Annotated in this window: 26 protein-coding genes; 9 read left to right on the top strand and 17 right to left on the bottom strand. The window is 65.7% G+C overall.

Features of this window, described 5'->3' with window-relative positions; genetic code table 11:
- Positions 1-42: 42 nt before the first annotated feature.
- Together LQ144_RS10630 and ychF are read right to left on the bottom strand one after the other, a co-directional pair.
- Positions 43-1,821 carry an ABC transporter family substrate-binding protein gene (locus tag LQ144_RS10630; RefSeq protein WP_230118670.1) on the bottom strand — a complete coding sequence of 593 codons (1,779 nt, stop codon included), beginning with the start codon at positions 1,819-1,821 and terminating at the stop codon, positions 43-45.
- 327 nt (positions 1,822-2,148) lie between these two features.
- Positions 2,149-3,234 (bottom strand): redox-regulated ATPase YchF, encoded by a 1,086-nt coding sequence (gene ychF / locus LQ144_RS10625; protein WP_230118669.1) that lies wholly within the window; start codon positions 3,232-3,234, stop codon positions 2,149-2,151.
- Between the two features lie 155 nt (positions 3,235-3,389).
- Here ychF and LQ144_RS10620 point away from each other — a divergent pair, with 155 nt between their 5' ends.
- Entirely contained in the window at positions 3,390-4,631 is a 1,242-nt protein-coding gene (locus tag LQ144_RS10620; RefSeq protein ID WP_230118668.1) for a DNA recombination protein RmuC, read from the top strand.
- Between the two features lie 68 nt (positions 4,632-4,699).
- Here the strand turns inward: LQ144_RS10620 and LQ144_RS10615 are convergent, their stop codons facing one another.
- Positions 4,700-5,776 carry a 4-hydroxy-3-methylbut-2-enyl diphosphate reductase gene (locus LQ144_RS10615; RefSeq protein ID WP_230118667.1) on the bottom strand — a complete coding sequence of 359 codons (1,077 nt, stop codon included), beginning with the start codon at positions 5,774-5,776 and terminating at the stop codon, positions 4,700-4,702.
- A 133-nt stretch (positions 5,777-5,909) separates the two neighbouring features.
- Positions 5,910-6,758, bottom strand: coding sequence for a hypothetical protein (locus LQ144_RS10610; RefSeq protein WP_230118666.1), 849 nt, complete (start codon positions 6,756-6,758; stop codon positions 5,910-5,912).
- 182 nt (positions 6,759-6,940) lie between these two features.
- Here LQ144_RS10610 and xseA point away from each other — a divergent pair, with 182 nt between their 5' ends.
- Positions 6,941-8,236 (top strand): exodeoxyribonuclease VII large subunit, encoded by a 1,296-nt coding sequence (gene xseA / locus LQ144_RS10605; RefSeq protein WP_230118665.1) that lies wholly within the window; start codon positions 6,941-6,943, stop codon positions 8,234-8,236.
- A 78-nt stretch (positions 8,237-8,314) separates the two neighbouring features.
- Positions 8,315-8,566 carry an exodeoxyribonuclease VII small subunit gene (locus tag LQ144_RS10600; RefSeq protein WP_230118664.1) on the top strand — a complete coding sequence of 84 codons (252 nt, stop codon included), beginning with the start codon at positions 8,315-8,317 and terminating at the stop codon, positions 8,564-8,566.
- A 5-nt stretch (positions 8,567-8,571) separates the two neighbouring features.
- Here the strand turns inward: LQ144_RS10600 and LQ144_RS10595 are convergent, their stop codons facing one another.
- The 8 genes from LQ144_RS10595 to LQ144_RS10560 form a co-directional block, all read right to left on the bottom strand.
- The gene (locus tag LQ144_RS10595; RefSeq protein WP_230118663.1) at positions 8,572-9,426 is read right to left on the bottom strand and encodes a polyphosphate kinase 2 family protein; all 855 of its coding nucleotides are present in this window, start codon (positions 9,424-9,426) and stop codon (positions 8,572-8,574) included.
- Positions 9,427-9,461: 35 nt separating this feature from the next.
- On the bottom strand, positions 9,462-10,682 hold the full coding sequence (locus LQ144_RS10590) for a pyridoxal phosphate-dependent aminotransferase (RefSeq protein WP_230118662.1): 1,221 nt from the start codon (positions 10,680-10,682) through the stop codon (positions 9,462-9,464).
- Between the two features lie 191 nt (positions 10,683-10,873).
- Positions 10,874-11,830 carry an ABC transporter substrate-binding protein gene (locus LQ144_RS10585; RefSeq protein ID WP_230118661.1) on the bottom strand — a complete coding sequence of 319 codons (957 nt, stop codon included), beginning with the start codon at positions 11,828-11,830 and terminating at the stop codon, positions 10,874-10,876.
- A complete protein-coding gene (locus LQ144_RS10580; protein ID WP_230118660.1) occupies positions 11,827-12,573 on the bottom strand; it encodes an ABC transporter permease in 747 nt (248 codons plus the stop codon). Before LQ144_RS10580 ends, LQ144_RS10585 begins: the two co-directional genes overlap by 4 nt.
- A complete protein-coding gene (locus LQ144_RS10575) occupies positions 12,570-13,283 on the bottom strand; it encodes an ABC transporter permease (protein WP_230118659.1) in 714 nt (237 codons plus the stop codon). The genes LQ144_RS10580 and LQ144_RS10575 overlap by 4 nt, the downstream gene beginning before the upstream one ends.
- Entirely contained in the window at positions 13,283-14,383 is a 1,101-nt protein-coding gene (locus LQ144_RS10570) for an ABC transporter ATP-binding protein (protein ID WP_290369752.1), read from the bottom strand. Before LQ144_RS10570 ends, LQ144_RS10575 begins: the two co-directional genes overlap by 1 nt.
- A gap of 174 nt (positions 14,384-14,557) precedes the next feature.
- On the bottom strand, positions 14,558-15,580 hold the full coding sequence (gene rsgA, locus LQ144_RS10565; RefSeq protein WP_354962139.1) for a ribosome small subunit-dependent GTPase A: 1,023 nt from the start codon (positions 15,578-15,580) through the stop codon (positions 14,558-14,560).
- A 547-nt stretch (positions 15,581-16,127) separates the two neighbouring features.
- Positions 16,128-16,580 (bottom strand): NUDIX hydrolase, encoded by a 453-nt coding sequence (locus tag LQ144_RS10560; RefSeq protein WP_230118657.1) that lies wholly within the window; start codon positions 16,578-16,580, stop codon positions 16,128-16,130.
- Positions 16,581-16,636: 56 nt separating this feature from the next.
- Here LQ144_RS10560 and LQ144_RS10555 point away from each other — a divergent pair, with 56 nt between their 5' ends.
- Entirely contained in the window at positions 16,637-17,710 is a 1,074-nt protein-coding gene (locus tag LQ144_RS10555) for a pirin family protein (RefSeq protein WP_230118656.1), read from the top strand.
- Positions 17,711-17,737: 27 nt separating this feature from the next.
- On the opposite strand, the gene LQ144_RS10550 is transcribed toward LQ144_RS10555, so the two are convergent.
- Entirely contained in the window at positions 17,738-18,610 is an 873-nt protein-coding gene (locus LQ144_RS10550) for a BadF/BadG/BcrA/BcrD ATPase family protein (protein ID WP_230118686.1), read from the bottom strand.
- A 162-nt stretch (positions 18,611-18,772) separates the two neighbouring features.
- Between LQ144_RS10550 and LQ144_RS10545 the strand changes: the two genes are divergently transcribed.
- Positions 18,773-19,807, top strand: a complete 1,035-nt coding sequence (locus LQ144_RS10545; protein ID WP_230118655.1) for a nitronate monooxygenase — start codon at positions 18,773-18,775, stop codon at positions 19,805-19,807.
- Positions 19,808-19,930: 123 nt separating this feature from the next.
- Here LQ144_RS10545 and LQ144_RS10540 read toward each other — a convergent pair whose 3' ends face one another.
- Positions 19,931-20,908 carry a LysR substrate-binding domain-containing protein gene (locus LQ144_RS10540; RefSeq protein WP_230118654.1) on the bottom strand — a complete coding sequence of 326 codons (978 nt, stop codon included), beginning with the start codon at positions 20,906-20,908 and terminating at the stop codon, positions 19,931-19,933.
- Positions 20,909-21,005: 97 nt separating this feature from the next.
- On the opposite strand from LQ144_RS10540, the gene LQ144_RS10535 reads away from it, so the two are divergent.
- Entirely contained in the window at positions 21,006-22,322 is a 1,317-nt protein-coding gene (locus tag LQ144_RS10535; protein ID WP_230118653.1) for an MFS transporter, read from the top strand.
- On the opposite strand, the gene LQ144_RS10530 is transcribed toward LQ144_RS10535, so the two are convergent.
- Together LQ144_RS10530 and LQ144_RS10525 are read right to left on the bottom strand one after the other, a co-directional pair.
- Positions 22,319-22,837, bottom strand: a complete 519-nt coding sequence (locus tag LQ144_RS10530; protein WP_354962138.1) for a PLP-dependent transferase — start codon at positions 22,835-22,837, stop codon at positions 22,319-22,321. The two genes, LQ144_RS10535 and LQ144_RS10530, sit on opposite strands and share 4 nt — an antisense overlap.
- A 4-nt stretch (positions 22,838-22,841) precedes the next feature.
- Positions 22,842-23,036 carry a hypothetical protein gene (locus tag LQ144_RS10525; protein ID WP_230118688.1) on the bottom strand — a complete coding sequence of 65 codons (195 nt, stop codon included), beginning with the start codon at positions 23,034-23,036 and terminating at the stop codon, positions 22,842-22,844.
- A 133-nt stretch (positions 23,037-23,169) separates the two neighbouring features.
- Between LQ144_RS10525 and LQ144_RS10520 the strand changes: the two genes are divergently transcribed.
- Positions 23,170-23,682 (top strand): Lrp/AsnC family transcriptional regulator, encoded by a 513-nt coding sequence (locus LQ144_RS10520; RefSeq protein WP_230118652.1) that lies wholly within the window; start codon positions 23,170-23,172, stop codon positions 23,680-23,682.
- A gap of 47 nt (positions 23,683-23,729) precedes the next feature.
- On the opposite strand, the gene LQ144_RS10515 is transcribed toward LQ144_RS10520, so the two are convergent.
- Positions 23,730-24,968 (bottom strand): MFS transporter, encoded by a 1,239-nt coding sequence (locus LQ144_RS10515; protein WP_230118651.1) that lies wholly within the window; start codon positions 24,966-24,968, stop codon positions 23,730-23,732.
- Positions 24,969-25,139: 171 nt separating this feature from the next.
- Between LQ144_RS10515 and LQ144_RS10510 the strand changes: the two genes are divergently transcribed.
- Together LQ144_RS10510 and LQ144_RS10505 are read left to right on the top strand one after the other, a co-directional pair.
- Entirely contained in the window at positions 25,140-25,700 is a 561-nt protein-coding gene (locus tag LQ144_RS10510) for an Lrp/AsnC family transcriptional regulator (RefSeq protein ID WP_230118650.1), read from the top strand.
- Between the two features lie 9 nt (positions 25,701-25,709).
- The gene (locus LQ144_RS10505) at positions 25,710-26,135 is read left to right on the top strand and encodes a DUF1761 domain-containing protein (RefSeq protein ID WP_230118649.1); all 426 of its coding nucleotides are present in this window, start codon (positions 25,710-25,712) and stop codon (positions 26,133-26,135) included.
- The last annotated feature ends 25 nt before the right edge of the window (positions 26,136-26,160 follow it).

Here is a 26,160-nt window from a genome sequence, read left to right as displayed (position 1 = left end):
TCCCGGCGCCTCAGCTACCTTGTTGCGGTTGTGGTCATCGGCTTACTTCTCGGCCCACTCCCAGAAGTTCCACCAGACGCCCGTCTGGTTCGGCATGAACTTCACTCCGGTGATGCGGTCGCTGTAGGCGTCCACTCCAACGGACTGGAACAGAGGAAGGCCGTAGGCAGAGGCCCAGATCTTCTTGTCGACCTGCTTGATGAGGTCGTCCTGCTTGCCCCGGTCGGTCGTCACGATGAGTTCATCCATCAGCTTGTCGGCCTCGGGATCGCTGAACTTGTTGAAGTTGGAACCGTTGCCCGTCCGGAAGATCTGCGGCACGCCGGAGACTCCAACGCCCGGGTTGATCCAACCGAAGATCGTGGCGTCGTAACCGCCCTTGCCCAGCGCCTTACCCCAGTCAGAGGCGCCAAGGCCGCCGTCGACGATCTTGAAGCCCGCCTTGGTTGCCGACTCGCGGATCAGGGAGAAGGCATCCACACGGTTCGGGTTGTCCTTGTTGTACATGATCCGGATTTCCGGAGTCTTGCCGGCGAGGAGCTTCTTGGCTCCGTCAACGTCAGCGTCCTGGTACGCCGAGGCGCCGTTTTCCTTCACGGAGTCTGCGTAGGCAGGCTGGGCCGGAACAAAGAGCTGCGAATCCAGCGGCTTCGCTTCCGGATCAAGCTTCTTTACGATCTTGTCGACGATGTCCTTGCGGGGAACCGTCTTCATGAATGCTTCGCGGACGTTCTTGTCTGCCAGCGGTCCTGAGAAGTTAAGGTCGATGTGGTCGTAGGAGAGCTGGTTGCCCTGCTCTACGGTCACGCCCTGGCTCTCAAGTGCCTTCAGCTGGTCAAGCGTGTCTGCGGAGGCCTGCGGGGCGATGATATCCGCCTCGCCATTTTTCAGTGCCTGGACCTGGGCAGGAGAGGAACCGATGTAGCGGACGGTGATTTCATCGAGCTTGGCTTCGGGGCCCCAGTTGTAGTCCTTGTTCTTGACCATGGTCAGGGACTGGTCCTGGTTGACGCTCTTGACGATGAAGGGACCGTTGGACAGGAACAGGCTCGGATCACTCGGCAGGGTCTTGGAGTCGAATCCGGTGTTCCAGAGATCAGACATTGCCTTAAGCTTGGCGTCGGCAGGCTTCGGGGCCTTGGAGTCGCCGCGCGGCATGCCCTTGAGGAGGTCAATGAACGCCTGGGTGTCCGCCAGGCCGGCTTTCTTCGCCAGCACGTGCGCCGGGATGTCAATCCCGGGTCCGCCAAGTGCGATTTCCCAGTCAGCGAACGGCTTGGAGTACTTGATGGTCATCGAGTGGTTGTTGTCGCCGATTTCCGGGAAGTCCGTGAGGGCGAGGCCGGTGGGGTCACCCGCGTAGGAGAAGTACGACGTTCCGGCTTTCCCATCGGCGTCGGCGTCGTTGTAGTAGCCGGAGAAGGCAGCCCATTGGAGGAGGAGATCCGCTGCCGTGACGGGCGTGCCGTCCGACCATTTGACGCCTTCGTTGATGGTGTACTTGACGGTCAAGGGATCATCGGAGGTCTTTTCCATCTTGCCGAACTTTTCATTGCGGACAACGTTGAGCTTGTTGTCGATGTAGTAAAAGCCCGAGTGGGTGGCGTAGCTGACCTTCGAGTTGATGTCAGTGTTGCCGTCGGCCGTATTGGGGTTGAACGTATTGAACGCATTCACCTCGACCACAGTGGCGGTGCCCCCCTGTTTGCCGGCCGCGTTGCTTGACGGGGTTGTCCCGGTGTTGGTGCTGGCGCAGGCGCTGAGCGCCAGCGCCGCAGCCGCGGCAACGCCTACTGCTTTGGAAATACGACCAAATCGCATTCCGCCTCCTATGTCTCTTTAGTGTGGAAAGGACCGCCGCTGTAGACGCCGGCCAGACCGCCACATCCCCCCAGTGAGCATGTGGCATGTCTCACATGGGAAGTAGCCTAGACCCGAAGGCGGGGGCTGCGGACCGAAAGTTGTCCCTCAGTAAAGGTTGTTATCGAGATGCAACCTAGGCGGAAACTGGAGGTGGCATTCTGCAAGAAACGCTTGACTGCATCGGTGCGGGTGGGTATGCGCGCCAATCACAGCAAAAGCCCCGATCCTAGGGATCAGGGCTCCTACTTGTTAATTCTCAATCACTGAAGAGTGCGTACCGCAACCTCAGACGTTGAAGCGGAACTCGACGACGTCGCCGTCGGCCATGACGTATTCCTTGCCTTCGATGCGGACCTTGCCGCGGGACTTCGCCTCGGCCATGGAACCGGCATCGATGAGGTCCCCGAAGGAAACAACTTCGGCCTTGATGAACCCGCGCTGAAAGTCCGAGTGGATGACGCCGGCCGCCTGCGGCGCGGTGTCGCCCTGGTGGATGGTCCACGCGCGGGTTTCCTTCGGGCCTGCCGTCAGGTACGTCTGCAGCCCGAGGGTGTGGAAGCCCACTCGGGCAAGTTGGTCCAGGCCGGATTCATCCTGCCCGTTCATTTCCAGCATTTCACGCGCTTCCTCCTCATCCAGCTCCACGAGGTCGGACTCGAGCTTGGCGTCGAGGAAGATGCAGTCTGCAGGCGCGACCATGGCGCGGAGCTCTTCCTGCTTCTCGGGGCTGCCCAGGATTCCTTCGTCCGCGTTGAAGACGTAGATGAAAGGCTTGGCCGTCAGGAGGCTGAGTTCCTTGAGGTGCTCCATCTCAAGCTTGTCGCTCTTGACCGAGGAGAAGATGGTGTCGCCGCGTTCCAGCACCACCTGGGCCGCCTTGATGGCGGCCAGCTCCGCGGCCTCGCGCTTCTTGATCTTGACTTCTTTTTCGATCCTGGGGACGGCCTTTTCGATCGTCTGGAGGTCAGCCAGGATCAGCTCGGTGTTGATGGTCTCCATGTCGGAGCGCGGGTCCACCTTGCCGTCGACGTGGATAACGTCGGGGTCGTCGAACACGCGGACGACCTGGGCGATCGCCTCGGCCTCCCGGATGTTGGCGAGGAACTGGTTGCCCAGGCCCTCGCCTTCGGACGCACCTTTGACGATGCCGGCGATGTCAACAAAAGACACCGCGGCCGGCAGCAAACGCTGGGACCCGAAAATCTCCGCGAGCTGCTGAAGCCGGGGGTCGGGCAGGTTCACGACGCCGACATTCGGTTCGATGGTGGCGAACGGATAGTTCGCCGCAAGCACCTGATTACGGGTCAGGGCGTTGAAAAGAGTTGATTTGCCGACGTTGGGCAGTCCGACGATGCCAATAGTAAGAGCCACGGACATTGATTCTACCCGTTACGGCGGCGCCGGCGGCTACCGGCGCCCCGCTGCCGGACGCGCGGGCCTGCGGCAGACACAGTTCAATTGAGGCCTGCGGCCGTGGCGCCGTTGCCTTCGGCAAAAATGTCGCACCTGCATGCCACAGTGAATGCATGGATTCTTTTTCAGTCATTCTGGCCCTCCTGATGCTGCTGCTCGGCGCCCTGGCGGGGGCAGCCTTCGCCTACACGGTCTTGCGCCGCCGGAGCGCCGCGCTTGAAGCGGATTTCGACGGCGTTTCGGCGCGGCTTTCGGAGGTCAGCGCCCACTACGCTGCTGCCGACGCCGAGCGGAAGCTGCTGGCCGTCCAGAACAGGGAGCTGGGCGAATTCCGGCAGCAGGACGGCAGCGTGCTGCGGGCTTTGGCGCCGGTTGCCGAAAAACTGACGGCCGTCCAGCAACAGGTCTCCCTGCTGGAACGGGACAGGCTCGAGCAATATGGGCAGCTGGCACAGCAACTGCAGGAAGCCAGGCTCTCGGACGAACAGCTGATGAGGTCCACGCACGCACTCGAATCGGCGCTGCGTTCCAACAGCGCGCGCGGCCAGTGGGGCGAGGTGCAGTTGCGCCGGGTGGTTGAAGCCGCCGGGATGCTTCGCCACGTCGATTTCCACGAGCAACTCCACAGCCAGGGTTCTGACTCGTCGGTCCGTCCGGACCTGGTGGTTCAGCTGCCCGGCGACAAGCAGCTCGTGGTGGACGCCAAGGTGCCGCTGTCCGCGTACCTTGAGGCACAGGATCTTGGCCAGCCGGACAGGGACAAGGCTGTGCTGACCCAGTCAACCCAGCAGGCACTCCTGACAGCCCATGCCAAGGCTCTCAAGACCCATGTGGATGCCCTCAGCAACAAGAAGTACTGGGACATATCGGGCAACTCCCCTGAACTCGTCATTTGCTTCCTGCCGGCGGAGTCAATCCTCGCCGCCGCGCTGTCCGCTGATCCCGGGCTTTTGGACTACGCCCTTTCCAAGAACGTGGTCCTTGCTTCGCCCGGCACGCTCCTGGCCGTACTCAAGTCCGTGGCGTTCACGTGGCGGCAGGACGTCCTGACGGACAGTGCCCGCGAACTGTTCGAACTCGCCCGGCAGCTCTACGAGCGGATGGGGACACTCGGCGACAACGTCAGCAAGCTGGGGTCTTCGCTGAAATCGTCGGTCGACCGTTACAACTCAATGGTGGGCACCCTTGAAGCACGGGTCCTCCCCACGGCACGGAAACTGAATGCCCTTGACGCGGCCGGGCTTGTGACGCCTCCGGCGGTCCAGGTCACACCCCGCTCCGTTTCCGCTCCCGAACTGCAGGCCACCGACCAGACCGGCCGGGAACTCGAGGAAGCGTCCGAAGACGCCGCGTAGGCAGGCGCCACGTCCGGGAGCCGCCGGGCCGACCGCACTTCCGGACACGGCCCCGTCGGGAAGGTGAGTTAGCGCGAGCGCCTGCCGCCGAGGGCACGGGAGACGTCGCCGGCTTCCTTGAGGGTGGCGCGGAGCTCCTTGGGCAGGGAGAACAGCAGATCCTCCTCTGCGGTGACTACCTCCTCGACAGCGCCGTAGCCGTAGTCGGCCAGGAGGCGGAGGACGTCCTTTACCAGCACCTCCGGCACGGATGCACCGGACGTGACTCCAACGGTGGCGACACCTTCAAACCAGGCCTCATCCACCTCGTTCGCGAAATCCACGCGGTAGGAAGCCTTGGCACCATACTCCAAGGCGACCTCAACCAGCCGCACCGAGTTGGAAGAGTTCGCCGATCCGACGACGATTACCAGATCCGCCTGGGGCGCAATCTTCTTGATGGCCACCTGGCGGTTCGTGGTGGCGTAGCAGATGTCATCACTGGGCGGGTCCTGGAGGGTCGGGAACCGAGCCTTGAGCAGCCTAACAGTTTCCATGGTTTCGTCAACGCTCAGTGTGGTCTGGGAAAGCCAGATCACCTTTTCCGGGTCCCGGACGGTCACCTTGTCCACTTCGTGCGGGCCGTTGATGATTTGGATGTGCTCCGGGGCTTCGCCGGCGGTTCCCTCGACTTCCTCGTGGCCGTCGTGGCCGATGAGGAGGATGTCGAAGTCGTCTTTCGCGAAGCGGACCGCTTCCTTGTGGACCTTGGTCACCAGGGGGCACGTGGCGTCGATGGTGCGCAGACCGCGCTCCTCAGCAGACTGGACCACGGCCGGGGACACGCCGTGGGCTGAGAAGATCACCAGGGCGCCCTCGGGCACCTCATCGGTTTCATCGACGAAAATGGCGCCCTGTTCTTCAAGGGAACTGACCACGTGCACGTTGTGGACGATTTGCTTGCGGACGTATACAGGGGGCCCGTAGTGTTCCAGAGCCTTCTCAACGGCGATCACGGCGCGGTCCACACCGGCGCAGTATCCGCGCGGAGCCGCCAGCAGAACCCTCTTGGTGCCGGAAACCGGCGCGGCTGCCAGAACTTCCTCCGGCGGACGCCGCCTGCGCGGGACGGTTGGCATCGAAAGGGAGACTGCTGAGGAGGTCATTTCTCCATGCTACCGGGTGCGGGACTTCGCCCCGGGTGCGCGGCCGCTACTGTAAATCGGCCGCTCCGGTAAATCGGTCGGTCCGGCGATTCAGCCGGTCCGTCACGCCGGGGGTGATCACGGCGAGAGGTGCTCAGCCCTTGCGGGCGCGGGCGCCGATGATCCCGGCCACGAGTCCTGCTGCCAGAAGCGCGGCTCCGGTGATCGCGGCAGCGAGGATCCAGGACCCGAAACCAGCCGTCGATGCTGCCACGAACTCCCGCTTGAACAGGTCCGCCACTTCGTTTCCGCTTGCAGTGCCCACGACGGCGTCCGAGGCCCAGCTTGACCCCAGGTTCCACAGCCCGGCAAGCGCAAGCGCTCCGATACCGATTCCTGCCAGCACTTTCCAGCGGCGCCGGGCAACAAGGAGGGCCAGGAGGAACGCGATTCCTGCCCCGATGGCCAGACTGTAACCGACCGGGGCGTACACGGCGACCCGTTCGATAAGCTGCCGCTGGTTGGACTGGCCGATGTTTACGAGGGTCTGGGCCGGCGCCTCCAGCGGAACCCCCGCCTTGGCCGAGACCTGTTTCGTCACCAGGGCCACGAGTGGCGCCACATCCAGGGTAACGGAAGTCGCGGAGTCGGCGTCGGGCGGAAGGGTGGCTGGGGCTGCAAAGTTGAGGCGGTGGCTCTTTCGCAGCGTCTCTTCCCAGGCTGCAGGGTATCCCGGCAGTCCCGTGAGAGACGCGGCAGCCGATTCCAGCACCGGCCGGACGAGCTCTGACAGGGGTCCGGGGATGCTGCCCGCCGTGTCGATACTCGCCACGGCTGCAGTTGCAAGGCGCTTCTGAAAAGTCGGATCCTTACCCAAGGGGGCGGCCAGTGCCGCAAATCCGTCCTCCTGCACGATATTGCTGTCCACCCAGATGGCCGGGACAGCAATCGCTGACAGCAGCAGGCCAAGGATGACGGCCAAGGCCGAAACAAAAGAGCGCAAGGGGGTTCCTAGCTGGTCGGGGTTCCTGGCTGGCAGTTGGGACACTGCCATCCTAGGGGCGTCGCCGCATGTTCAAAAAATGTCGGCAACCGGTGATAAAGCTATGGATAGAGTTGGTTAACCCACCGCGAAGGCAAAGGACCGCCACATGCATCAGGCAATCACGGCTACCCGGGCAGCGCATGGCTGAAAATGCCACCGTGCCGGCCGGGGGTCCCACAACGGTGCCCGCCACCGCCGCCGATACCAGCCCGGACAACCCGTGGCCGCTGCAGTTGCTGTCCCAAAAACTCAAGACGCACATTGAACGGGCACCGGCCGCGTGGGTGGAGGGACAGGTCATCGAGCTGAACCGCCGCGGCAGCAGCGCATTCCTGACACTCCGGGACGTGGATGCCGAGATTTCCCTTCCGGCTTCCATCTGGTCCAAGGTCCTCGACCGCCAGGAGACCCCGCTCGAACGCGGAAGCAGGGTGGTAGCCCTCCTCAAGGCCGAGTTCTGGCTGAAGACCGGCCGCCTGAACATGTCCGTCAAAGACATCCGCCCGGTGGGCCTGGGCGACCTCCTCGCCCGGATCGAACGGCTGCGCCACGCCCTCGCTGCCGAAGGTCTCTTCGCCGAGTCCCGGAAGAAGCGGCTGCCACTCCTCCCCCACCGCATCGGCCTGATCACCGGCCGGGACTCGGACGCCAAGAAGGATGTCCTCCGCAACGCGGCCCTGCGCTGGCCCGCCGTCGAGTTTGAGGTCCGCGAAGTCGCCGTCCAGGGAAATACAGCGGTTGCACAGATTATTGGTGCCCTGAGGGAACTCGACTCCCGCCCCGACGTCGACGTCATCGTCATTGCACGCGGAGGCGGCGCACTGGAGGACCTCCTGCCCTTCAGCAACGAGGAACTGATCCGTGCCGTCGCCGGCGTCCTGACCCCTGTCGTGAGCGCTATCGGGCACGAGGCGGACCGTCCCATCCTGGACGACGTCGCCGACCTGCGCGCGTCCACCCCGACGGACGCCGCCAAGCGGATAGTTCCGGAGGTCTCTGAAGAGCTCGCCCGAGTGCGCCAGGCCGAGGCCCAACTGCACCGCTCGGTGACGCAGCTCGTTGCCAGGGAGTCCGACCGCCTCGCCGCGCTGAGGTCCCGCCCCGTCCTTGCCTCGCCCGAAGGCATGGTCTCCGCGCGCGCGGACGACGTGGAACGGCTTGGCCGCCGATCGACTGCAGCCATCAGCGCCGCCGTCACAAGGGCCGCCGACCAGCTTGTGCATCTTCAGGCCCAGGTCCGCGCCCTGTCACCCCAGCAGACCCTGGACCGCGGATACGCCGTGGTCCAGCTCGCCGGAGGCAAGGCCCCGGGCACGGAAGGGGCCGTCGTTCGCCATCCGGCCCAGGTTCCGTCCGGGACAGAGCTCTCCGTCCGTGTCGCGGGCGGGCGGTTCGGTGCCACCTCCATTGGAGGGCACCAGGCGTCAGGTGCCTGACCCAGCGAACCCGGCCCCATCCTCCGAATTAATCCCACCCGCGAAACCAGCCAGACCAACCCGACAGGTGAAACCGACATGACAGACCGCTCCGACCAGACCGGCTCCAGCAGCGCGGCAGCGACAGCGCTGCCGGCAGAGATAGAGGCCCTCAGCTACGAGGAAGCCCGCGAACAACTGGTGGGCGTCGTGTCCAAACTTGAAGCAGGCGGCACAAGCCTTGAAGATTCACTAGCCCTCTGGGAGCGCGGTGAGGCCTTGGCCCGGCGCTGTGAAGAATGGCTGGAGGGCGCGCGGAAGAGGCTGGCTGCCGCCCGCAAGGACGGCTAGAACGGCTAGGACTTCTCGAGGAGGCGGCGCTCGGCGTCGACGTCGAAGTCAGCCTTGGGCCACTCCAGCTTGAGGGCCATGAGCGCCTCGAGCAGCAGCTGCTGCACCGCGATGCGCGCATACCATTTCTTGTTCGCCGGAACGACGTACCAAGGGGCGCCGTCCGTCGACGTGGCATCGAACGCAGCCTGGTAAGCGGCCATATAGTCATCCCAGAAGGCGCGCTCCTTCAGATCCCCGGTGCTGTATTTCCAGTGCTTCGCCGGTTTGTCCAACCGTGCCAGCAGCCGATTCTTCTGCTCGTCACTGCTGATGTTCAGCATGACCTTGATGACCGCGGTACCCACTGCCGTCTGCCTGGCTTCGAATTCGTTGATGGCGGCGTACCGCCGCTGAAGTTCTTTCGGGTCGGCCCAGCCGTGCACACGGTGGATCAGGACATCCTCGTAGTGCGAACGGTCGAAGACGCCCATCGTGCCCGCAGCGGGCACTACCTTTTCAATCCGCCAGAGAAAGTCGTAGGCCTTCTCCTCATCGGTGGGCGCCTTGAACGACTTGAACCTGACCCCTTGGGGATCCATCGCGCCCAGGACGTGCTTCACGATTCCGCCTTTACCTGCGGTGTCCATTCCCTGCAGGATCAGCAGGACCCGTTTGGAGCCGCCAAACTTGGCCTCAGCGAACAGCTTCTCCTGCAGCTCGGCCAGCTTGCCGTCAAGATCCGCGAGCAGCTCCTCGCCGTCGGCTTTCTTCCCGGTGTAGCCAGGCGTCGCATTGGGGTCCACATCCTCAAACTTGAATCCCTTGTCAACTCTCAAAGTCCCGGAGGGGAACTTCCCGAATTCCACGACGCCGGCCATGGTGACCTCTTTCTGCAGTTGTACGTGGGAACAGGCTAGTTCCCTTGGTACCTGCTGAGGAAGTCTCCCATGCGGCCGATTGCCTCCTCGATGTCCTTGACGTTCGGCAGGGTCACCATCCTGAAGTGGTCAGGCCGCACCCAGTTGAAGGCCCGGCCGTGGGACACCAGGATTTTCTGCTCCCTGAGGAGGTCCAGGACGAACTTTTCATCATCGCGGATGTGGTAAACATCGGGGTCCAGCCTGGGGAACAGGTACAGGGCTCCCCTGGCCTGCTGAGTGCTCACGCCGGGAATGGCGTTCAGCATGTCATAGGCCTTGTTCCGCTGCTCCAGCAGGCGGCCGCCGGGAAGAATGAGGTCGTTGATGCTCTGATAGCCGCCCAGCGCGGTCTGGATGGCATGCTGTGCCGGTACATTGGCGCACAGCCTCATATTGGCGAGCAGATTGATGCCTTCGAGGTAATCCGAGGCGTCCTTCTTCGGCCCCGAGATGGCCATCCACCCTGCCCGATAGCCGCACACACGGTAGGCCTTGGACAATCCGCTGAAGGTCAGGCACAGCACGTCGTCGCCGGTCAGGCTGGCCAGGTTCACGTGAACGGCATCCTCGTACAGGATCTTCTCGTAGATTTCGTCCGCGAAGAGGACCAGACCGTGCTTCTCAGCCAGGGCCACAATCTTCTTGAGGGTCTCCTCCGGGTACACGGCACCGGTGGGGTTGTTCGGGTTGATCACCACGATGCCCTTGGTGCGCGGCGTGATCTTGGACTCGAGGTCCTCCAGGTCCGGCTGCCAGCCCGATTCCTCATCGCACAGGTAGTGCACGGGCCGCCCGCTCGCCAGAGCCACCGAGGCAGTCCACAGCGGGTAATCCGGAGTGGGGATGAGGACCTCGTCGCCGTCGTCAAGGAGCGCCATTAGCGACATGGTGATGAGCTCGCTCACGCCGTTGCCGAGGTAGATATCATCCACGTGGATGTTCTGGATGCCCCGGGTCTGGTAGTACTGCGAGACTGCTGTACGAGCCGAGAAGATGCCCCGCGAGTCGCTGTAGCCCTGGGCATGTGGCAGGTGGCGGATCATGTCCACCAGGATCGCGTCCGGCGCTTCAAAACCGAAAGGTGCCGGGTTTCCGATGTTCAGTTTGAGGATCCGGTGACCCTCCGCCTCCATCTGCTGGGCGGCCTGAAGAATCGGTCCACGGATGTCGTAAAGGACATTATGAAGCTTGGTGGACTGCTTGAATTCTGCCATCCATCAAATATGCCATATGCGGGATGTACTTCCGGGGAGACTTGGCTCACACGGAACGGCCGGACCATCGCATCCGCTGAGGTCCATTAAACCCCGACGGCGGCTGCCGGCACCCCCAGCTGGGTCCGGCAGCCGCCGTCGTCGTTAGCTCAAGTGCTGTACCGCTGTTTCAGCGCAGGACAGCAAAGGGTTTACTTGACGATGCCCTTGTCCTTGAGCCAGGCGGCTGCGGCGTCCTTGGCGTTCTGCTTCTGGCTGCCGCTCACTGCCCGGTTGAGGTTGATAAGGTCCTCCGTGGTGAGAGTCTTTGAGACACTGTTCAGCGCTTCCTTTGCCTTGTCTGTCACCTTGGCCTCGTTGTAGAGCGGCAGCACCTGCTGGGCCTTGAAGTTGCTCTTGGGGTCTTCCAGGACCACGAGGTCGTTGTCGGCGATGGACGGTGTGGTGGTGAAGATGTCGGCCACCTGGACCTCATCATTCAGGAGGGCCTTCAGGGTCAGGTTTCCGCCGCCGTCGCTGAAGGGCTTCAAAGCCTTGAGCTCGCAGCCATAGTTCGTCTTCAGGCCCGGGAATCCATAGGACCGGGTTTCGAAGGTGGCCGGAGCTGCCATGGTGAGGTCCTTGCAGACCTTGGCGAGGTCTTCAATGGACTTCAGCTGGTACTTTTCCGCGGTGGCCTTGGTGACCACCATGGCGTCCTTGTCCTCAGCCTTGGAAGGCTCCAGGACTGCGACGCCCTTGGGAAGCTTTTCCGGCAACGCCTTGAAGATGTCGTCCGCCGAAACTTCGGGCGCCTCGGTGTTTACAAAGGACAGCAGGTTACCGGAGTAGTCCGGAACAACGTCAACGGACCCGTCCTGGACAGCCTTGAAGTAGATCTCCCGGGAGCCGATGTTCGGTTTTGTGGTTGCTGTGACACCGGCAGCGTTCAGGGCACCGGCGTAAATCTCGGCGATGATCTGGCTCTCGGGAAAGTCTGCGGAACCGACCACCAGGGAACCGCCGGCGGCCGCACTGCCCGCACTGGTGGTCGGTGAGGACAGCGGACTACCGCTGCTGCACGCGGAGAGGGCAAGGGCAATACCGACACCAGCGGCCAGGCCGCCCAGGCCACGGCGGGTGATGGTCGTGTGGACGGGGTGATTCATTGGGAGCCTCCTTGAACAGCGGCCGCCGCGGGTGCGGCAGCCGTGAGATCGGTGACGGCCTTGCGGCCGCCCTTGGAACGGGTGGAAAGTCCGGGTGACACCAGCAGCCGCTGGGCTGCTGCCAGGATAAGGTCGACGGCGATTGCCAGGCCTGCGATCAGCAGTGAGCCCGCCAGCATCCGCGGAAAGTCCTGAAGGACGAGCCCGTCGAACAGGTAACGTCCGAGGCCGCCGAGCGGAAGGTAGGCCACCACGGAGACAGTGGCGATGACCTGGAGCACGGCGGTGCGGATGCCGCCGAACATCACCTGCAGTCCGTTGGGAAGCTCCACGCTGAACAGGATCTGCAGTTCCTTCATGCCCATGGCGCGTGCGGCGTCCACCACCGTGGTGTCCACGCTCGAGATGCCCGCGTAGGTACCTGCCAGCAGCGGCGGGACGGTGAGGATCACCAGCGCCCATACCGGTGGCATGAGCCCGCTGCCGGCAATCAGGGCGAACAGCACCAGGAGTCCCAGCGTCGGCAAGGCGCGCAGGGCACCTGCCACGGCCACGGCTGCCACCCGGCCCCTCCCGGTGTGCCCGATGTACAGCCCCACGGGAAGGGCGATGGCCGCGGCGATGACAAGCACAAGGCCGCTGTACTGCAGGTGCTCCAGCAGCCGCACGGGGATTCCGGAGCTTCCGGACCAGTGCTTAGGATCCGCGAGCCAGGCGAAGGTATCGGTAAAGATGTCGCTCACGATCCCGCCCCCGCATGGACGTGCGTCTCGGCGATGAACTCAGCACCCGTTTTCACATCGGAGCGCGGCGAGGCGGCCGACGCCCGGGTCCACGGTGTGAGCAACCTTTCCAGCACAACCAGGATCGCGTCCATGAGCAGCGCCAGCAGCAGGATGGCAACGATCCCCACCACCACTTCGGTGACAAAGTTGCGCTGCAGTCCGTCGGTAAACAGCATTCCCAGGTTTCCCACCCCGAGCAGCGCCGCCACGCTGACGAGCGAAATATTGCTGACCGAGACCACGCGGAGACCTGCAAAAAGGACAGGCAGGGACAGCGGCAGGTCGATCTGCAGGAAGCGCGCGCCAGGCTTGTAGCCCATGGCCACAGCCGCCTGGCGGAGGTCGTCATCCACCGAATCGAAGGCATCCATCGCGGCCCGTACCAGGAGCGCCACCGCATAAATAGTCAGGGCGACTACGACGTTCGCAGGGTCCAGGATCCGGGTCCCCAGCAGGGGCGGCAGGATGATGAACAGCGCCAGTGAGGGGATGGTATAGAGCAGCGAACTGATGGTGTTCACGAGCGACCTGAGCGCGGTGTGGCGGCGTGAAAGCTGCGCCAGCGGAATGGAAATCAGCAGGCCAAGGAGCATCGGAACCAGGGCCAGGACCAGGTGCTGCCCCGCCCGTTCAAAGACCATGCCGTTGTTGGCCAGGAACCAGTCCATCAGAGCGCGGCCTGCCGGACCTGGCGGGCAGACTCGATGACGGCCAGCACTTCGGCAGCCTTGACCACGCCCGCGACCCGTCCGTCACCGTCCACCGCGACTCCCAGCCCTGACGGGGAGGAGAGTGCCGAGTCCAGAGCCCGCCGTAGCGTCTCGCCGGACCGGAACAGCGAACCGCCGGGGATGAGCTCCGCATCACGGTCCGGGCTTTCCCAACCCAGCGGCCGCGACTCCTGGTCCACCACCAGGCGCCAGCCGTCAGAAGAATCCGCCAGCGGGGCTGAGCTGTTGCCGCCCCTGGTGACAGTCGGCACAGGATGGATGGTCACGCCGTCGGCCGCGGTGAAGGCCAGGTGCCGGAACCCGCGGTCGCGGCCCACGAAGGAAGCAACAAACTCGTTGGCGGGGGCCCGCAGGATCTCCTCCGGCGTCGCGTATTGCGCCAGTTTGCCGCCGACGGCGAAGACCGCCACCTTGTCCCCCAGGACTGTCGCCTCGTCGATGTCATGGGTGACAAAGACAATCGTCTTCGCCAGATCTCGCTGCAGCCGCAGCAGCTCGTGCTGGAGCTCGTCCCGCACCACGGGATCCACCGCGCTGAAGGGCTCGTCCATGAGCAGAACCGGCGGGTCGGCGGCGAGCGCGCGGGCCACGCCGACGCGCTGCTGCTGGCCGCCGGAGAGCTGCGACGGATACCGCTTCCCGAGCATCGACGCCAGCCCGACGACGTCGAGCAGTTCCTCCGCCCGTTTGCGGGCGTCGGCTTTGGACACGCCGTTCAGGCGCGGCACGGTAGCGATGTTGTCCAGGACCGACCGGTGCGGCATGAGCCCGGAGGACTGCATAACGTACCCCATGGACCGCCGCAGTTCTGCCGCCGGAACGGATGTGACGTCTTTGCCGTCCACGGTGATGGTTCCGGACGTGGGCTCAACCATCCGGTTGATCATGCGCAGGGATGTCGTCTTGCCGCAGCCTGATGGTCCGACGAACACCGTGATGGAGCCTTTGTCGATGGACATGCTCAACTGGTCCACTGCCGGCTGTCCGCTCTGGTACCTCTTGGTGACGCTCTCGAACTCAATCATGGCTTCGGCCATTCCCTGGCTTACCTAACTGTTGGCGGCAACTTTGGACGGTGAAGCGAGCTGATCATAAGCCCGCCCATTTTTAGGTGTAAAGCACGTCTTGACAAAGCGTAACCAGTGCCCGCAGCAATGTAACTGCCGACGCGGATACCGTAACCATTCGGAGACAACGCGGGTTGGGATGGGTCAGCGTTTCCTGGGCCGGTCACCTGCGCGCTGGGTTCTGGCCGCCACGGCGACCTTCTGGTGCCATTCACGCTGGTACGCCCTCCGTGCCGCGGCGTCGTGGCGCCGGTTCAGGGCCGCCAGTTCACGCTGCAGCTTCAGGTAACTCGCCCACCTCCTGGGATCGAGGGAGCCGTCGTCGAGCGCGGTCCGGACTGCGCAGTCAGGCTCCCGGTCATGGGCACAGTCGGAAAAACGGCACTGCCTGAAGAGTTCCGCCAGATCAGCGAACATCTCGCCCATGCCGTCATCGGCATCAAAGAGGCCAAAGCCGCGGACGCCGGGCGTGTCCATGAGCACTGCACCGCCGGGCAGCGGCACCAGCTCCCGCGACGTGGTGGTGTGCCTTCCCTTCCCGTCCGCGGCGCGCACTTCCCCGGTGGACTGGACCTCGTGGCCGGCGAGCGCGTTGATGAGCGTGGACTTTCCGGCCCCGGACGGCCCGAGCAACACGAGCGTCCCGCCCGGCGGCACATGGGCCAGCAGCTCGTCCAGGCCGTCGCCCTGCTCCGCGGAGGTGGTCACCACGTCCACTCCGGCGGCCTGCAGGATCACCTTTCCCACGACGTCATCCGCCAGGTCGGACAGATCGGCCTTCGTGATGATCACCAGGGGCACGGCACCGGAATCCCAGGCGGCCACAAGGGTCCGCTCCAGCCTGTTGTGGGTCAGCGGCCGGTCCACCGGGACCACCACGCCAACCACGTCAATGTTGGCGCCGAGAACCTGCGCGTCAGAGGACGCTTCGAATGCCCGCTTGCGGCTCAGCTCGGACGTGCGCGGAAGCACGGCCGCGACACCGGGTCCACCGGCATGGATGGGCCCGAGCCAGACCCAGTCGCCGGTGGCCGGCACCGGTCCGGCAGACGGGTAGGGCACGCTCATCTGACCGTCTGCCGTTGCGACGAGAAGGCGGTTGCGGTCCACCCGCACAACCCGGCCCGGCGTCTGTCCGCCGCCTGCCGGGTGGGCCCTGAAGCGCACGGCGGCACTCTCCGTAAAGCCAAACTGCACGGGTCCCCTCAGCTTTTCGGTGCCGGCAATAGGGGTTGCCGCTTCGCCGTGGCTCGGGGTCGGATCGGAATTGTGGCTTGAACTGGAACTGTTGGTTGATTGCTGCACTGCGGCCGCTAAAGGGCCGGAAGATATTTTCACTGTGAACCTCAGGGTGGGCCCCTGGCACCGCATCGGCCGTCTTGTGCGTTCCGTCGTTGCCCATCAAATGTCCTGGCATTTGTCGCTCAGGCCAACGGATGGAGGGGGGAAGGCTGCGCTGACTGCCGTTAGGCGGTGCGCAATATCGGGGCAGGATTAATGAAGGAGACTTTGCTGGTGCGCGGCGCGCACAGGAATTCTGCAGTCATCAGGTCCACCTCCCCGTTTTTGCGTTCGGTGCCGGATCACCTGTCCGGAAGCTCCCCCTAGGATAGCCAGCCGGTTCCCGGCTTGGCTAGGGAAATGTTGTCAGGAAACTTTGGTCAGGAAACTTTTCTGAGGAAATTCTGGCCAGGCAAACGCCGCAGCCGAAGCATCAGTCAAGCTTGCCGTTGGCGGGACGCTCCCGGAAGAGCCGCAGCGCCGCATCCACCAGCGAGACCCTGTTCAGCGAGCCGACCTCGGGGAGCGGTATCCACGCGGCATGAGTGGTGGTACCGTCCACTTCGTGGCTGAGTTCCCCGCCGGTCACCCGGGCCTCGTAGACAAGGCGGAGGGCCTGGAAATCCCTGTCGATGCCGTCCAGCCGTGTTCCGGCCGGCCAGTGGCCCACATCGATGCCCAGCATGGAACCGATCTCGGCGTGGTAGCCGGTTTCCTCAAAGACTTCCCGGATGCAGCCGTCCACCGGATGCTCGGCGAGGTCCAGGCCGCCGCCGGGAAGCGTCCAGCCCTCCTTGCCGTCCTGCTTCCAGTACGCCAGCAGGATGGCGTCATCGCGGATGATGACCGCGTAGGCAGCAGGGCGGGTATCGAAGAGAACGCTCATGGAGTCAGCCTAGCCCGGAGCTATGCCCCGGGGTGCGGCGGTCCTAGAGTGGGACTGTGACGAATCTGGAGGTCCTCCCCCAGGAGGAAGTGTGCCCGCCCGCAGGACCCGACGCCGGGACGGGCACCGGTCCGTGCGTGCAGCTCTGGCCAGCGCGTGAGGTGCCGCTCGGCGGTGTCCGCGCCATGAACGTGCTCCGCACCCTGCCGCAGCGAGGCCTGCCCACCGTGGGGGCCTGGTGTTTCCTGGACAGCTTCGGTCCGGACCGGATAGCGATGTCCGTCCTGCCGCACCCGCACACCGGGCTTCAGACCGTCACCTGGCCGCTCGCGGGACACATCCGCCACCGGGACAGCGTGGGCAGCGACGTGATCGTGCGCCCGGGCGAACTCAACATCATGACCGCCGGCCACGGTGTCTCGCATTCAGAGTTCGCCGTGCTGCCTGCTGAGAGTGGCGCGGCGGAAGGCGCTCCGGAAGGCGACGGCAGCCAAACTCACGACGGCGGCGCGCAGCTTCCGCTGCAGCGCGGCCTCCAGCTCTGGGTGGCTTTGCCGGATGCCGAACGGCACCGTCCTCCGGCCTTCGAACAGCACCGCAACCTCCCCACCGTCCGGGGTCCTGGCTACACCGCCACGGTGATGGTGGGCACGTTCGCCGGCGGCACGTCCCCCGCCACCATGTACACGCCGATTGTCGGCGCGGATGTCCGGTGCGACGGCCCCGCGGGCCTCCCGCTGGAACCGGAGTTCGAGCACGCGGTCCTGGTGCTCGACGGCGGCCTGACGGTGGATGGGCAGCAGATCGGGCCCGGGCCGCTGGGCTACCTGGGGGCCGGCCGCGAACTGCTCCGGGTGGACGCTCTGCCGGGTACGCGCTTCCTCCTGATTGGCGGTGAGCCCCTCGAGGAGGAACTCCTCATGTGGTGGAACTTCGTGGGCAGGACCCATGACGAGGTGGCGCAGGCCAGGGCGGAGTGGGAAGCGCAGGCCACGATGCCGGACGCCGCTGCCGAAGCCGCCCGCTTCGGACTCGTCCGGGGCCACGGTCCTGACGCCGGGCGCGAGGCCGGCCGCATTCCCGCGCCCCCGCTGCCCGGCGTGCAGCTCAAGCCGCGGACGCGCGCCTGACACCGTTCGTTGGAACCGGTTTCTCCGTCACCCCAGTTCGCCGACGAGCTGCAGAACACCGAAGACGGGCTCCCGGTCCAGCACGCGGACGTCCGTGACGCCGGCCGCAGCGAGGTGGTTCCTGAACGAGTCCTGAAGCCGGACGACGTTCATGCCCAGTCCGCTTCCCAGAATGACAGGGCCCTCGAGCTTCAGTTGCCGGAGGACCTGCGCGGCCATCTCGGCCAGGTCCCTGCCCGCCTGGTCGACGAGCCCCTGGCTGACCCCGTGGCCGGCGTCTGCGGCCTCCACCACCAGCCGGGCCTGCTGGGCCCAGTATCGGCGTCCCGTGGCAGGCGAATGGAACAGGGCGATCAGCTTGTTGGGCTCGTCAAGGCCGCAGGACTCCAGGAGGGCACGCGTGAGCGCGTCCGGCTCCAGCCCCTGGTTCATGCGGCGCAGGCTGTGGCGGACGGCTTCCCGGCCCAGCCAGTAGCCGCTGCCTTCGTCGCCGAGGAGATAACCCCAGCCGCCGGCCCGCGCCTCTTCACCCAGCCCGTTCCGGCCCCAGGCCGCCGAGCCGGTGCCCGCGATGACAGCCACCCCCTCGCTCGCCCCGCCGGCCGCCAGCAGCAGGCGGGAGTCGTGGACCACTGTGATCCTGGCACCCGGCACGTGGGGCTCGATGAGCGCAGCCAGCGCGGCCGCGTCCTCAGCGGTGTCGATGCCGCCGGCCCCTGCGTAAACGTAGGCCACGGGTCCCTGGCCAATTTTTGCGAACAGCTCCGCCAGATGCGACGCCGCTTCGTCGCGGCTGACGTTCTGGACGTTGGAGCTGCCGACGATTTCGTCGGCGACGGGCTTGCCGTTCTCGAAGCGGACGCCCCGCGTCTTGGTGCCGCCGATGTCCAGGCCGATCACGACGCCCGCGGAGGGGACAGCACCGGCAAGAGGAAGGGCATCCGCGGAAGCAGCTGCCCCGGAAGAAGGAACAGCGCTGCCGGAGGGAACAGACAGGGCATCGGGTAGGTTGTCAGAGTCAGTCACCCCAACAGCCTACTGAAGCGTCTCGAGGAGCAGGCAATGTCCCACGGCATATTTGGCACCCGGATCATCGCAGCGCCCATGGCCGGCGGCACGTCCACCACCCGCTTCGCTGAGGCCGTCCACCGCTCCGGCGGTCTCGGCTTCCTAGCAGCCGGGTACAAGTCGGTTGCGGCCATGAGCGATGAGATGCGGGTCGCCCGCGCGGCCGGCGTCCGGTTCGGCATGAATGTTTTTGTCCCGGATCCCCAGCAGCTGCAGCCCTCCCCCGCGGCCGTGGCACTGCTGGAGCACTACCGCGACCGCCTTGCCGCTGATGCCGCCCGCTATGGCGTCGAGGTTCCGCCTCTGATCCTCGGCGACGATGATGGCTGGCAGCACAAGATCGACGAACTGCTGCTCCATCCTGCCGAATTTGTCAGCTTCACCTTCGGGTTGCCCGACGCCCGCGTCATCGCCGGGCTCCGCAAGGCCGGCTCCACAGTCCTTGCCACGGTCACGAGTGCGGCTGAAGCGGCGCTCGCCGCGGACCGCGGCGTGGACGCGCTCGTCGTGCAGCACGGCAGCGCCGGTGCTCACAGCGGCGCCTTCCTGGCGGACACTGCCCGGAGCAGCGTCCCGTCCACGACGGCGGCGCTGGTCCTGCAGGTGCGCGCCGCCGTCGGCCTTCCGCTGGTGGCTGCCGGTGCCGTGTCCGATGCTGCGGCGGTGGGGTCGGCACTCGCTGCCGGCGCGGAAGCGGTGCAGGTGGGCACAGCCCTCCTGCGGACGGACGAAAGCGGTGCCCGGCAACTGCACAAGGACGCGCTGGGGGCTGACCGGTTCACGGAGACGCAGCCGACGCGCGCTTTCACCGGCCGCTACGCGCGTGCCCTGGTCAACGCGTTCGTGCGGGACCATCAGGACGCCCCGGACGGCTACCCGGCCATCCACCACCTCACTGCGCCCATCCGGGCCGCTGCCGCTGCAGCAGGGGACGCGGAACGCCTGAACCTGTGGGCGGGAACGGGCTGGCAGAGCGCCCGGCCGGGCCCCGTGGCCGACGTCATGAGCCGTCTTCTCGCCGAGGAGTGAGATCCAGGCACTCTGACTCAACAGGCACTCTGACTCAACAGGCTCTCCGACTCAACAGGCGCTCTGACGCTACCTGAGCGCCTGGATCTCACGCCCCGATGAACGCTGTATCCCGATGAAGGGTCACACACCCGAGGGGGCAGAGACCAGCCCGGCCAACAGCGCCGGGCCTTCCCCGAGTACGAGTTCGCGGAAGAGGCGCACAGGATCTGGCTCGGAATCGCGCCCTCGGCGCTCGCGCCAGGCGAGGCCGATTTCGCGGTACGCCAGTTCCGATTCCAGCGGTATCTCCACCCAGCCCAAATCTCCGGTACTGGCCGCTGTGCCTGGACCTGCACCGCCGCCCGGCGGCAGGATACTCACCCCCAGTCCGGCTGAGACCAGACCGCGGACAGTGTGGGAATCCTGGCTTTCGAAGGCGATCCGGGGGCGGAAGCCGGCTTCGCGGAACATCGCATCCGTGAGGGACCGCATGCCGTATCCGGGCCCCATGGCAACAAAGGGGTCCCTCCTGATATCCCCCACCGCTGCCGCCTGCCGGCCGGCAAGGCGGTGCCGGCGATGCACCACGAGCCGAAGCGGCTCCCTGTAGAGAGCGGCCGAACCGATGCTCCGGCTGGCAACAGCCACCGGGGCCGTCAGGGCGAGATCTGCCGTTCCAGAGGCGAGCTCCGCGAGACAGCTGTCCCTGGATCCCTGGCTGAGGTCAAATTCCGCCTGCGGGTGACGGTTCCGGAACGCGCTGATCAGCAGCGGCAGGGTGGCCTCGCCGAAGGTGTGCTGGAAGGTCACCGCGATCCGGCCGCGGACCACCTCGGATTCGTGTTGCACCAGATCAAGACCGGTCCGGAATTCTGCGAGCGCGGACTCGATGTACGGGAGCAGGGCCTTGGCGGCGGGCGTGAGGCGGACACCCCGGCCCTCGCGGATGAGCAGCTCCGTGCCCACCGCGGCGCTGGCGCGGGCCATCGCCCGGCTCACCGTGGATTGCGGAACGCCGAGCAGCTCGGCCGTTTCTGTGATGTGCTGCGTGCGGCCGAGTTCCGCCAGCACCGGCAGAATGGGCAGCAGCTGGGCCAGTTGCTTGTGCTGAATATCCATGGCTCCCCGGATCGAAATACGTGCGTTAGTGCATGAATCCGCACTGAATCATGCATTGGATGCTAAATCAGGGTAGATCTACGCTGGAAGAATGCCAATGCCCCAAAGTCCGAACCCCAGCTTTGAATCCGGTTCCGCTCCGCAAGCGCTGTGGGAGGGTCATCCAAAGGGTTCGGCCGCGTACGGCAAGGTCCTCGCCGGGCTTGCCTTTGCGGGTGTGGCAACCTTCGCGCAGCTCTACTCCACGCAGGCGGTGCTGCCGCTGATGTCCAGGGAGCTCGGGGTGACGGCGGCCGAGGCCGCGCTGACCATTTCACTGGCCACGGTGGGGCTGGCGCTCACCGTCATCCCCTGGTCGTTCCTGGCCGACAGAATCGGACGCGTCCGGGCGATGACCTGGGGCATCTGCGCCGCCACCGCGCTGGGGCTGCTCGTTCCGCTGGCTACGTCGTTCCCCTTGCTCCTTGGACTCCGGATGCTGGAAGGCATGGCACTGGGCGGCATCCCCGCGATTGCGATCGCCTACCTGAACGAGGAAATCAACAAGGCCCATGCCGCCATGGCTGCCGGCAGCTATGTGGCCGGAACCACCCTGGGCGGACTGGCCGGACGGCTGGTGGCCGGGCCGGTCGGCGAGCTGTGGGGCTGGCGCGCCGCCGCCCTCGCAGTCTCCGCGCTGGCCACCGTCGCCGCTGTCTTGTTCCTGGTCCTTGTGCCGAAGGCCCGCGGCTTCAGGGCCGTTCCGGCCAAGGGCCTCCGGGGAGCCGCGCGGACGCTGGGCGGCCACGTACGCAATCCGCGCCTGCTGGCACTCTACGTCCAGGCGTTCCTCCTGATGGGCGGCTTCGTGGCCGTCTACAACTACCTCGGATTCCGGCTCTCCGGGGAACCCTTCAGCCTTCCGGCCACCGTCATCAGCCTGATCTTCCTCGCCTACCTGTCCGGGACCGTGACGTCGCGCTGGGCGGGCGGGCTGACACTGCGCTTCGGCCGGCGCTCCGTGCTGCTGGCGGGCATCGTCCTGATGGCGGCGGGCATGGCCCTCACCCTCACCCAGGTGCTCGTCCTCATCCTGGCAGGGCTGCTCATTTTCACCGGAGGCTTCTTCGCCGCCCACAGCATCGGAGCGGGCTGGACGGGTGCCATCGCCGTCACCGGCCGGGCGCAGGCCGCGTCGCTATACAACCTCGCCTACTACCTGGGGTCCAGCATCATCGGCTGGGCCGGCGGCCTGGTCTACCAGTCCCTCGGCTGGACGGCCCTCGCCGTCACCGTGATTGTGCTGGGATGCACGACGGCGGTGATCACCGCCGTCGTGCATCCCGCCGCGGCGGGCGGTACCGGCCGCCGCCCGCACCACAGGGAGCGCGGGCGGCAGGCGGCCGGACAGGAGAACCCGGCAGCCGGCGGCTAGCGGGTCCCTTCGATGGCCTGGACCAGGTCTCCGAGAATGTCCGTGGCGTCTTCGAGCCCCACCGAGACCCGGAGGAGGCTGGCGTGCGGCTTGGCCTCCGGGGCCACCGGGCGGTGCGTGAGGCCTGCCGGGTGCTGGATGAGCGTGTCGACGCCGCCAAGGGACACCGCGTGGGTGATCATCCGGACGGCGGCAGGGACCCGCCCGGCATGTTCGGCGCTGCGCAGTTCAAAGGCGAGCAGGGAACCGGGCCCGGACATCTGCGTTCCCACCAGCCCGTGGGGATCGCCTTCGGGAAGGCCCGGGTAGCGGACCGTGCGCACCAGCTCATGTTCCGCCAACCCGGCGGCCACCTTGTGGGCGGTGGACTGCTGCGCCCGCACCCGGACGGGCAGCGTAGCAAGTCCGCGGTGAAGGAGGTAGGCCGGCCACGGTGTGAGGATGCCGCCGGTGACGGCCCTGACTTGACGGAGGCGGGTGGCCCACTCCGGCGAAGACGCCACTACACCGCCCATGGCATCACCATGGCCTCCCATGAACTTGGTTGCACTGTGCAGCACCAGGGCGGCACCCCATCTGCTCGTAGGCGAGGCCGGCGTCCGCGACCGAGGGCAGCGGAGCCGTGGTGGAAAGGTCGATGGGCACCGCATGGATACCCTGGCCTGTGAGCCCGTCGCGGCCGGCGTGGACTGCCAGTGAGTCGAGAGAACGCATTCTGCTCCTTGTGAATTATTCGCCATTGAACGCCGCGAGTATCTGGCAAATATTCGGAGATATACAGTCCTTGTGAATGGATCGGCCGGAAAGCCGCGACTATGATGAACGGAGAACACTTCGAGGAGGATCCGTGACCACGAACGCGAAGAATATTCGGCCTGGATCGGGAAATGCCGAGCCGCTGGACGCCATCGACGAACGGTTGCTGGCCGCGTTGGTTGACGACGCCCGGATCTCCAACAAGCAGCTTGCCGAACTGGTGGGTATCGCCCCGTCGACGGCACTGATGCGCACCAGGGCACTCTCCGAGCGCGGCATCATCCAGGGGTTTGAGGCCAAACTGAGCCTGTCCGCAATCGGCCGCTCCGTCCAGGCCCTGATCGCCGTCCGGCTCCGCGCCCACGACCGCGAGCAGATCGACCGTTTTACGGCCCGCGTCCCCAGGCTGCCGGCAGTGCTGTCGACGTTCCACACCTCCGGCTCGGTGGACTACTTGCTGCACATCGCCGTCGCCACCACCGAGGACCTCCGCGACTGGGTCCTGGACAACCTCGCCACAGATCCTGTGGTGGGACATACCGAAACCACGCTGGTGTTCGACCACATGCAGGGCAACCACGGGCCGCTTCCGGAGCAGGACTAGGCGTTACCGCCGCAGGCAGCAAAACGCCGCCCCGTCAGGCGTCCCCGTCAGGCGTCCCGAAGGGACTGGCGCAGCGTGACCGCAGCAAGCGTCCCGGCCGCAATGCCGCAGAGCACGACGAATCCGGCGACGGCCCCCTCAAGCCCGTAGGCCGCCGTCGCGATTCCCAGCCCGACCACCGGGACTGCACTGCCGAGGTACGTGATCACGTACACCGTGCTGATGATCTGGGCGTGACGGGAGGCTTCCACCTTGCCTGCCACGTCGTTGAACACGGTGCGGAAGGCGATGCCCTGGCCGACGCCGGCGGCCAGGCTGGCACCGACCAGCAGCCAGGGGTTGCTCCAGGACGCCGCGGCGGCGATGAACATTACCGACCCTCCAAGCAGGGCCAGCCCTGCCGGAACCGCGAACCGGCCGCGGACACTGAGCAGCTGACTCAAGGCTGATGCGCCGAGGGTGAGTCCGGACAGGACGCCGATGAGCGGCCGGGAATCAATGCTGAGGATCCGGGCGAAGTAGCCGGGCGCCAGTGAGAGGCAGAAGCCAAAGACGGTGAAGCTCAGGAACCCGACGGCGGCGGCCAGCCAGAACGCGCCGCGCGCCTCCTCCGACACCGAGGGGCGTCGGGGCGCGAGGGCCCGAAGCGGCCTCGGTCCCTCAGCCGGCTTGATGGCGGGACGGGCGCGGAGCAGGTACAGCGGGACCAAGAGTGCCAGCAGGACCAGGGAGTGAATGAAGTAGGGCGTGGAGGTGGGGCCGGGGAGGAGCGACAGGACTCCCCCGATGGCCGGACCGGCCGCGACTCCCCCGGCAGAGGCCAGAAGGGTGAAGCGTGAGGCCCACTCGGGCCGCGCCGGGAGCAGTTCGCGCAGCGCGGCGGAGCTGGCGCCCGTGGCCAGGGCCACGGCCACGCCCTGGAGGGCCCGCCCCGCCGAAAGCGCCGCAAGGCTGTCCGCGTGGGCGAAGACGAAGCCACCCGCCAGCCCCGTCAGCACAGCGAGCAGCAGTGCTGCGCGGCGTCCGATGTGGTCCGACCAGTGTCCCGCCAGCATAAGGGTGGACACGAGGGCGAGGACGTAGACGGAAAATGCCACCGTGATGTCGAAGGAGCTGAGACCGAGCGTTGCCTGCAGCAGAGGGTACAGCGGCGTTGCCAGATTGGCCCCCACCAGCAGCGTGAAAATCACCACGCCGGCCATCGCAAGCCGTGCGGTGTTGGAAGCATCCCAACCCCACCGGCTGGCGGCGGCCGGTCGCATTCGAAGTTCGCTGAAGACGGTCATACCCGTGCCCTTGCCTGTGTCCCGCGGCTCCGGCTCCTTGTGGGAGCGTCCGCCGCGAATGAGAATGGATACCTAAAGAATGAGGCAGGAGTGCGTACCGGAACCCTCTTTCGTGGGAAAATTGAGCAAAACAGTCAATTTTCTAACGCAGAAGTGAACCGGAGTGATGATTTGAACAGCCTAGACCCTACCGACCTCAGGATTCTGCTGGAACTGGTCCGTGATCCGCGGGTCCAGATCGGCGAACTGAGCGACAAACTGGGCATTGCGCGGAACACAGCACAGTCGCGCGTGCGCCGGATGCTGCGCTCCGGCATACTTCACGACGGCGGCCGGGAAATCGACCTCGAGTCGGTGGGGTACGACGTCGTCGCTTTCGTGACGATCGAGGTGACCCACCGCGAACTCGACGGCGTTGTGGGCGCCCTGCGCCTCCTTCCCCAGGTCCTGGAGGTGCACGAAATTTCCGGCCGGGGCGACGTCTGGTGCCGGGTGGTGGCCACGGATACGCATAACCTGCAGGCCGCCCTCCGTTCGATCCTCCGGATCAAAGGGGTCATCCGGACGGAAACCGTCCTGGCGCTTCACACGCACATCCCGTACCGGACGGAACCGCTGATCAGCCGTCTGGCCCAGGGAGCCGGTGCCCAGGGAGCTGCAGTTCCGGGCACTCCAGGCCCGCCGGCGCGGCCGGCGGCTGGCCGCGCGGCCGACCGCCGCCTTGGGGAATAGGATTCGAAGATGGATTGGCTCTCGTATGTTTCCCAGATCAACTGGCTCGCCGTGCTGCTTGCCTTCGTCGCCAGCATGGCCATCGGCTTTGTCTGGTACCTTCCCGCAGTGCTGGGCAACAGGTGGATGGCGGCGCTCGGCAAGACCGAAGACGACCTGAAGAACGCCGAGGGCGGCGCCGGCATCTGGGTGCCCATGATGGTGGCTGCCGCCCTGACGGCCGTCCTGCTCGCTGTGCTGATCAGCAAGCTGGGGCTGCACAACGCCCTGTCGGGCGGCCTGTTTGCCTTCGTGCTGGCTGTTGTTTTCCGCGCTGGAGGCCACGTCGTCCACAACGGCTTCGCCGGACGCCCTGCGGCCGTGACCCTCATCGATTCCGGCCATGATGTGCTAGCCGTGACTGCCGCCGGTGTCATCATCGGCGCGATGTCCTGAACGGCCGGACAGGAAGCCGCACACC

The sequence above is a fragment of the Arthrobacter sp. Bi83 genome (assembly GCF_918698095.1).
GTDB lineage: Bacteria > Actinomycetota > Actinomycetes > Actinomycetales > Micrococcaceae > Arthrobacter.
This window is presented reverse-complemented; position numbering and strand designations above follow the sequence as displayed.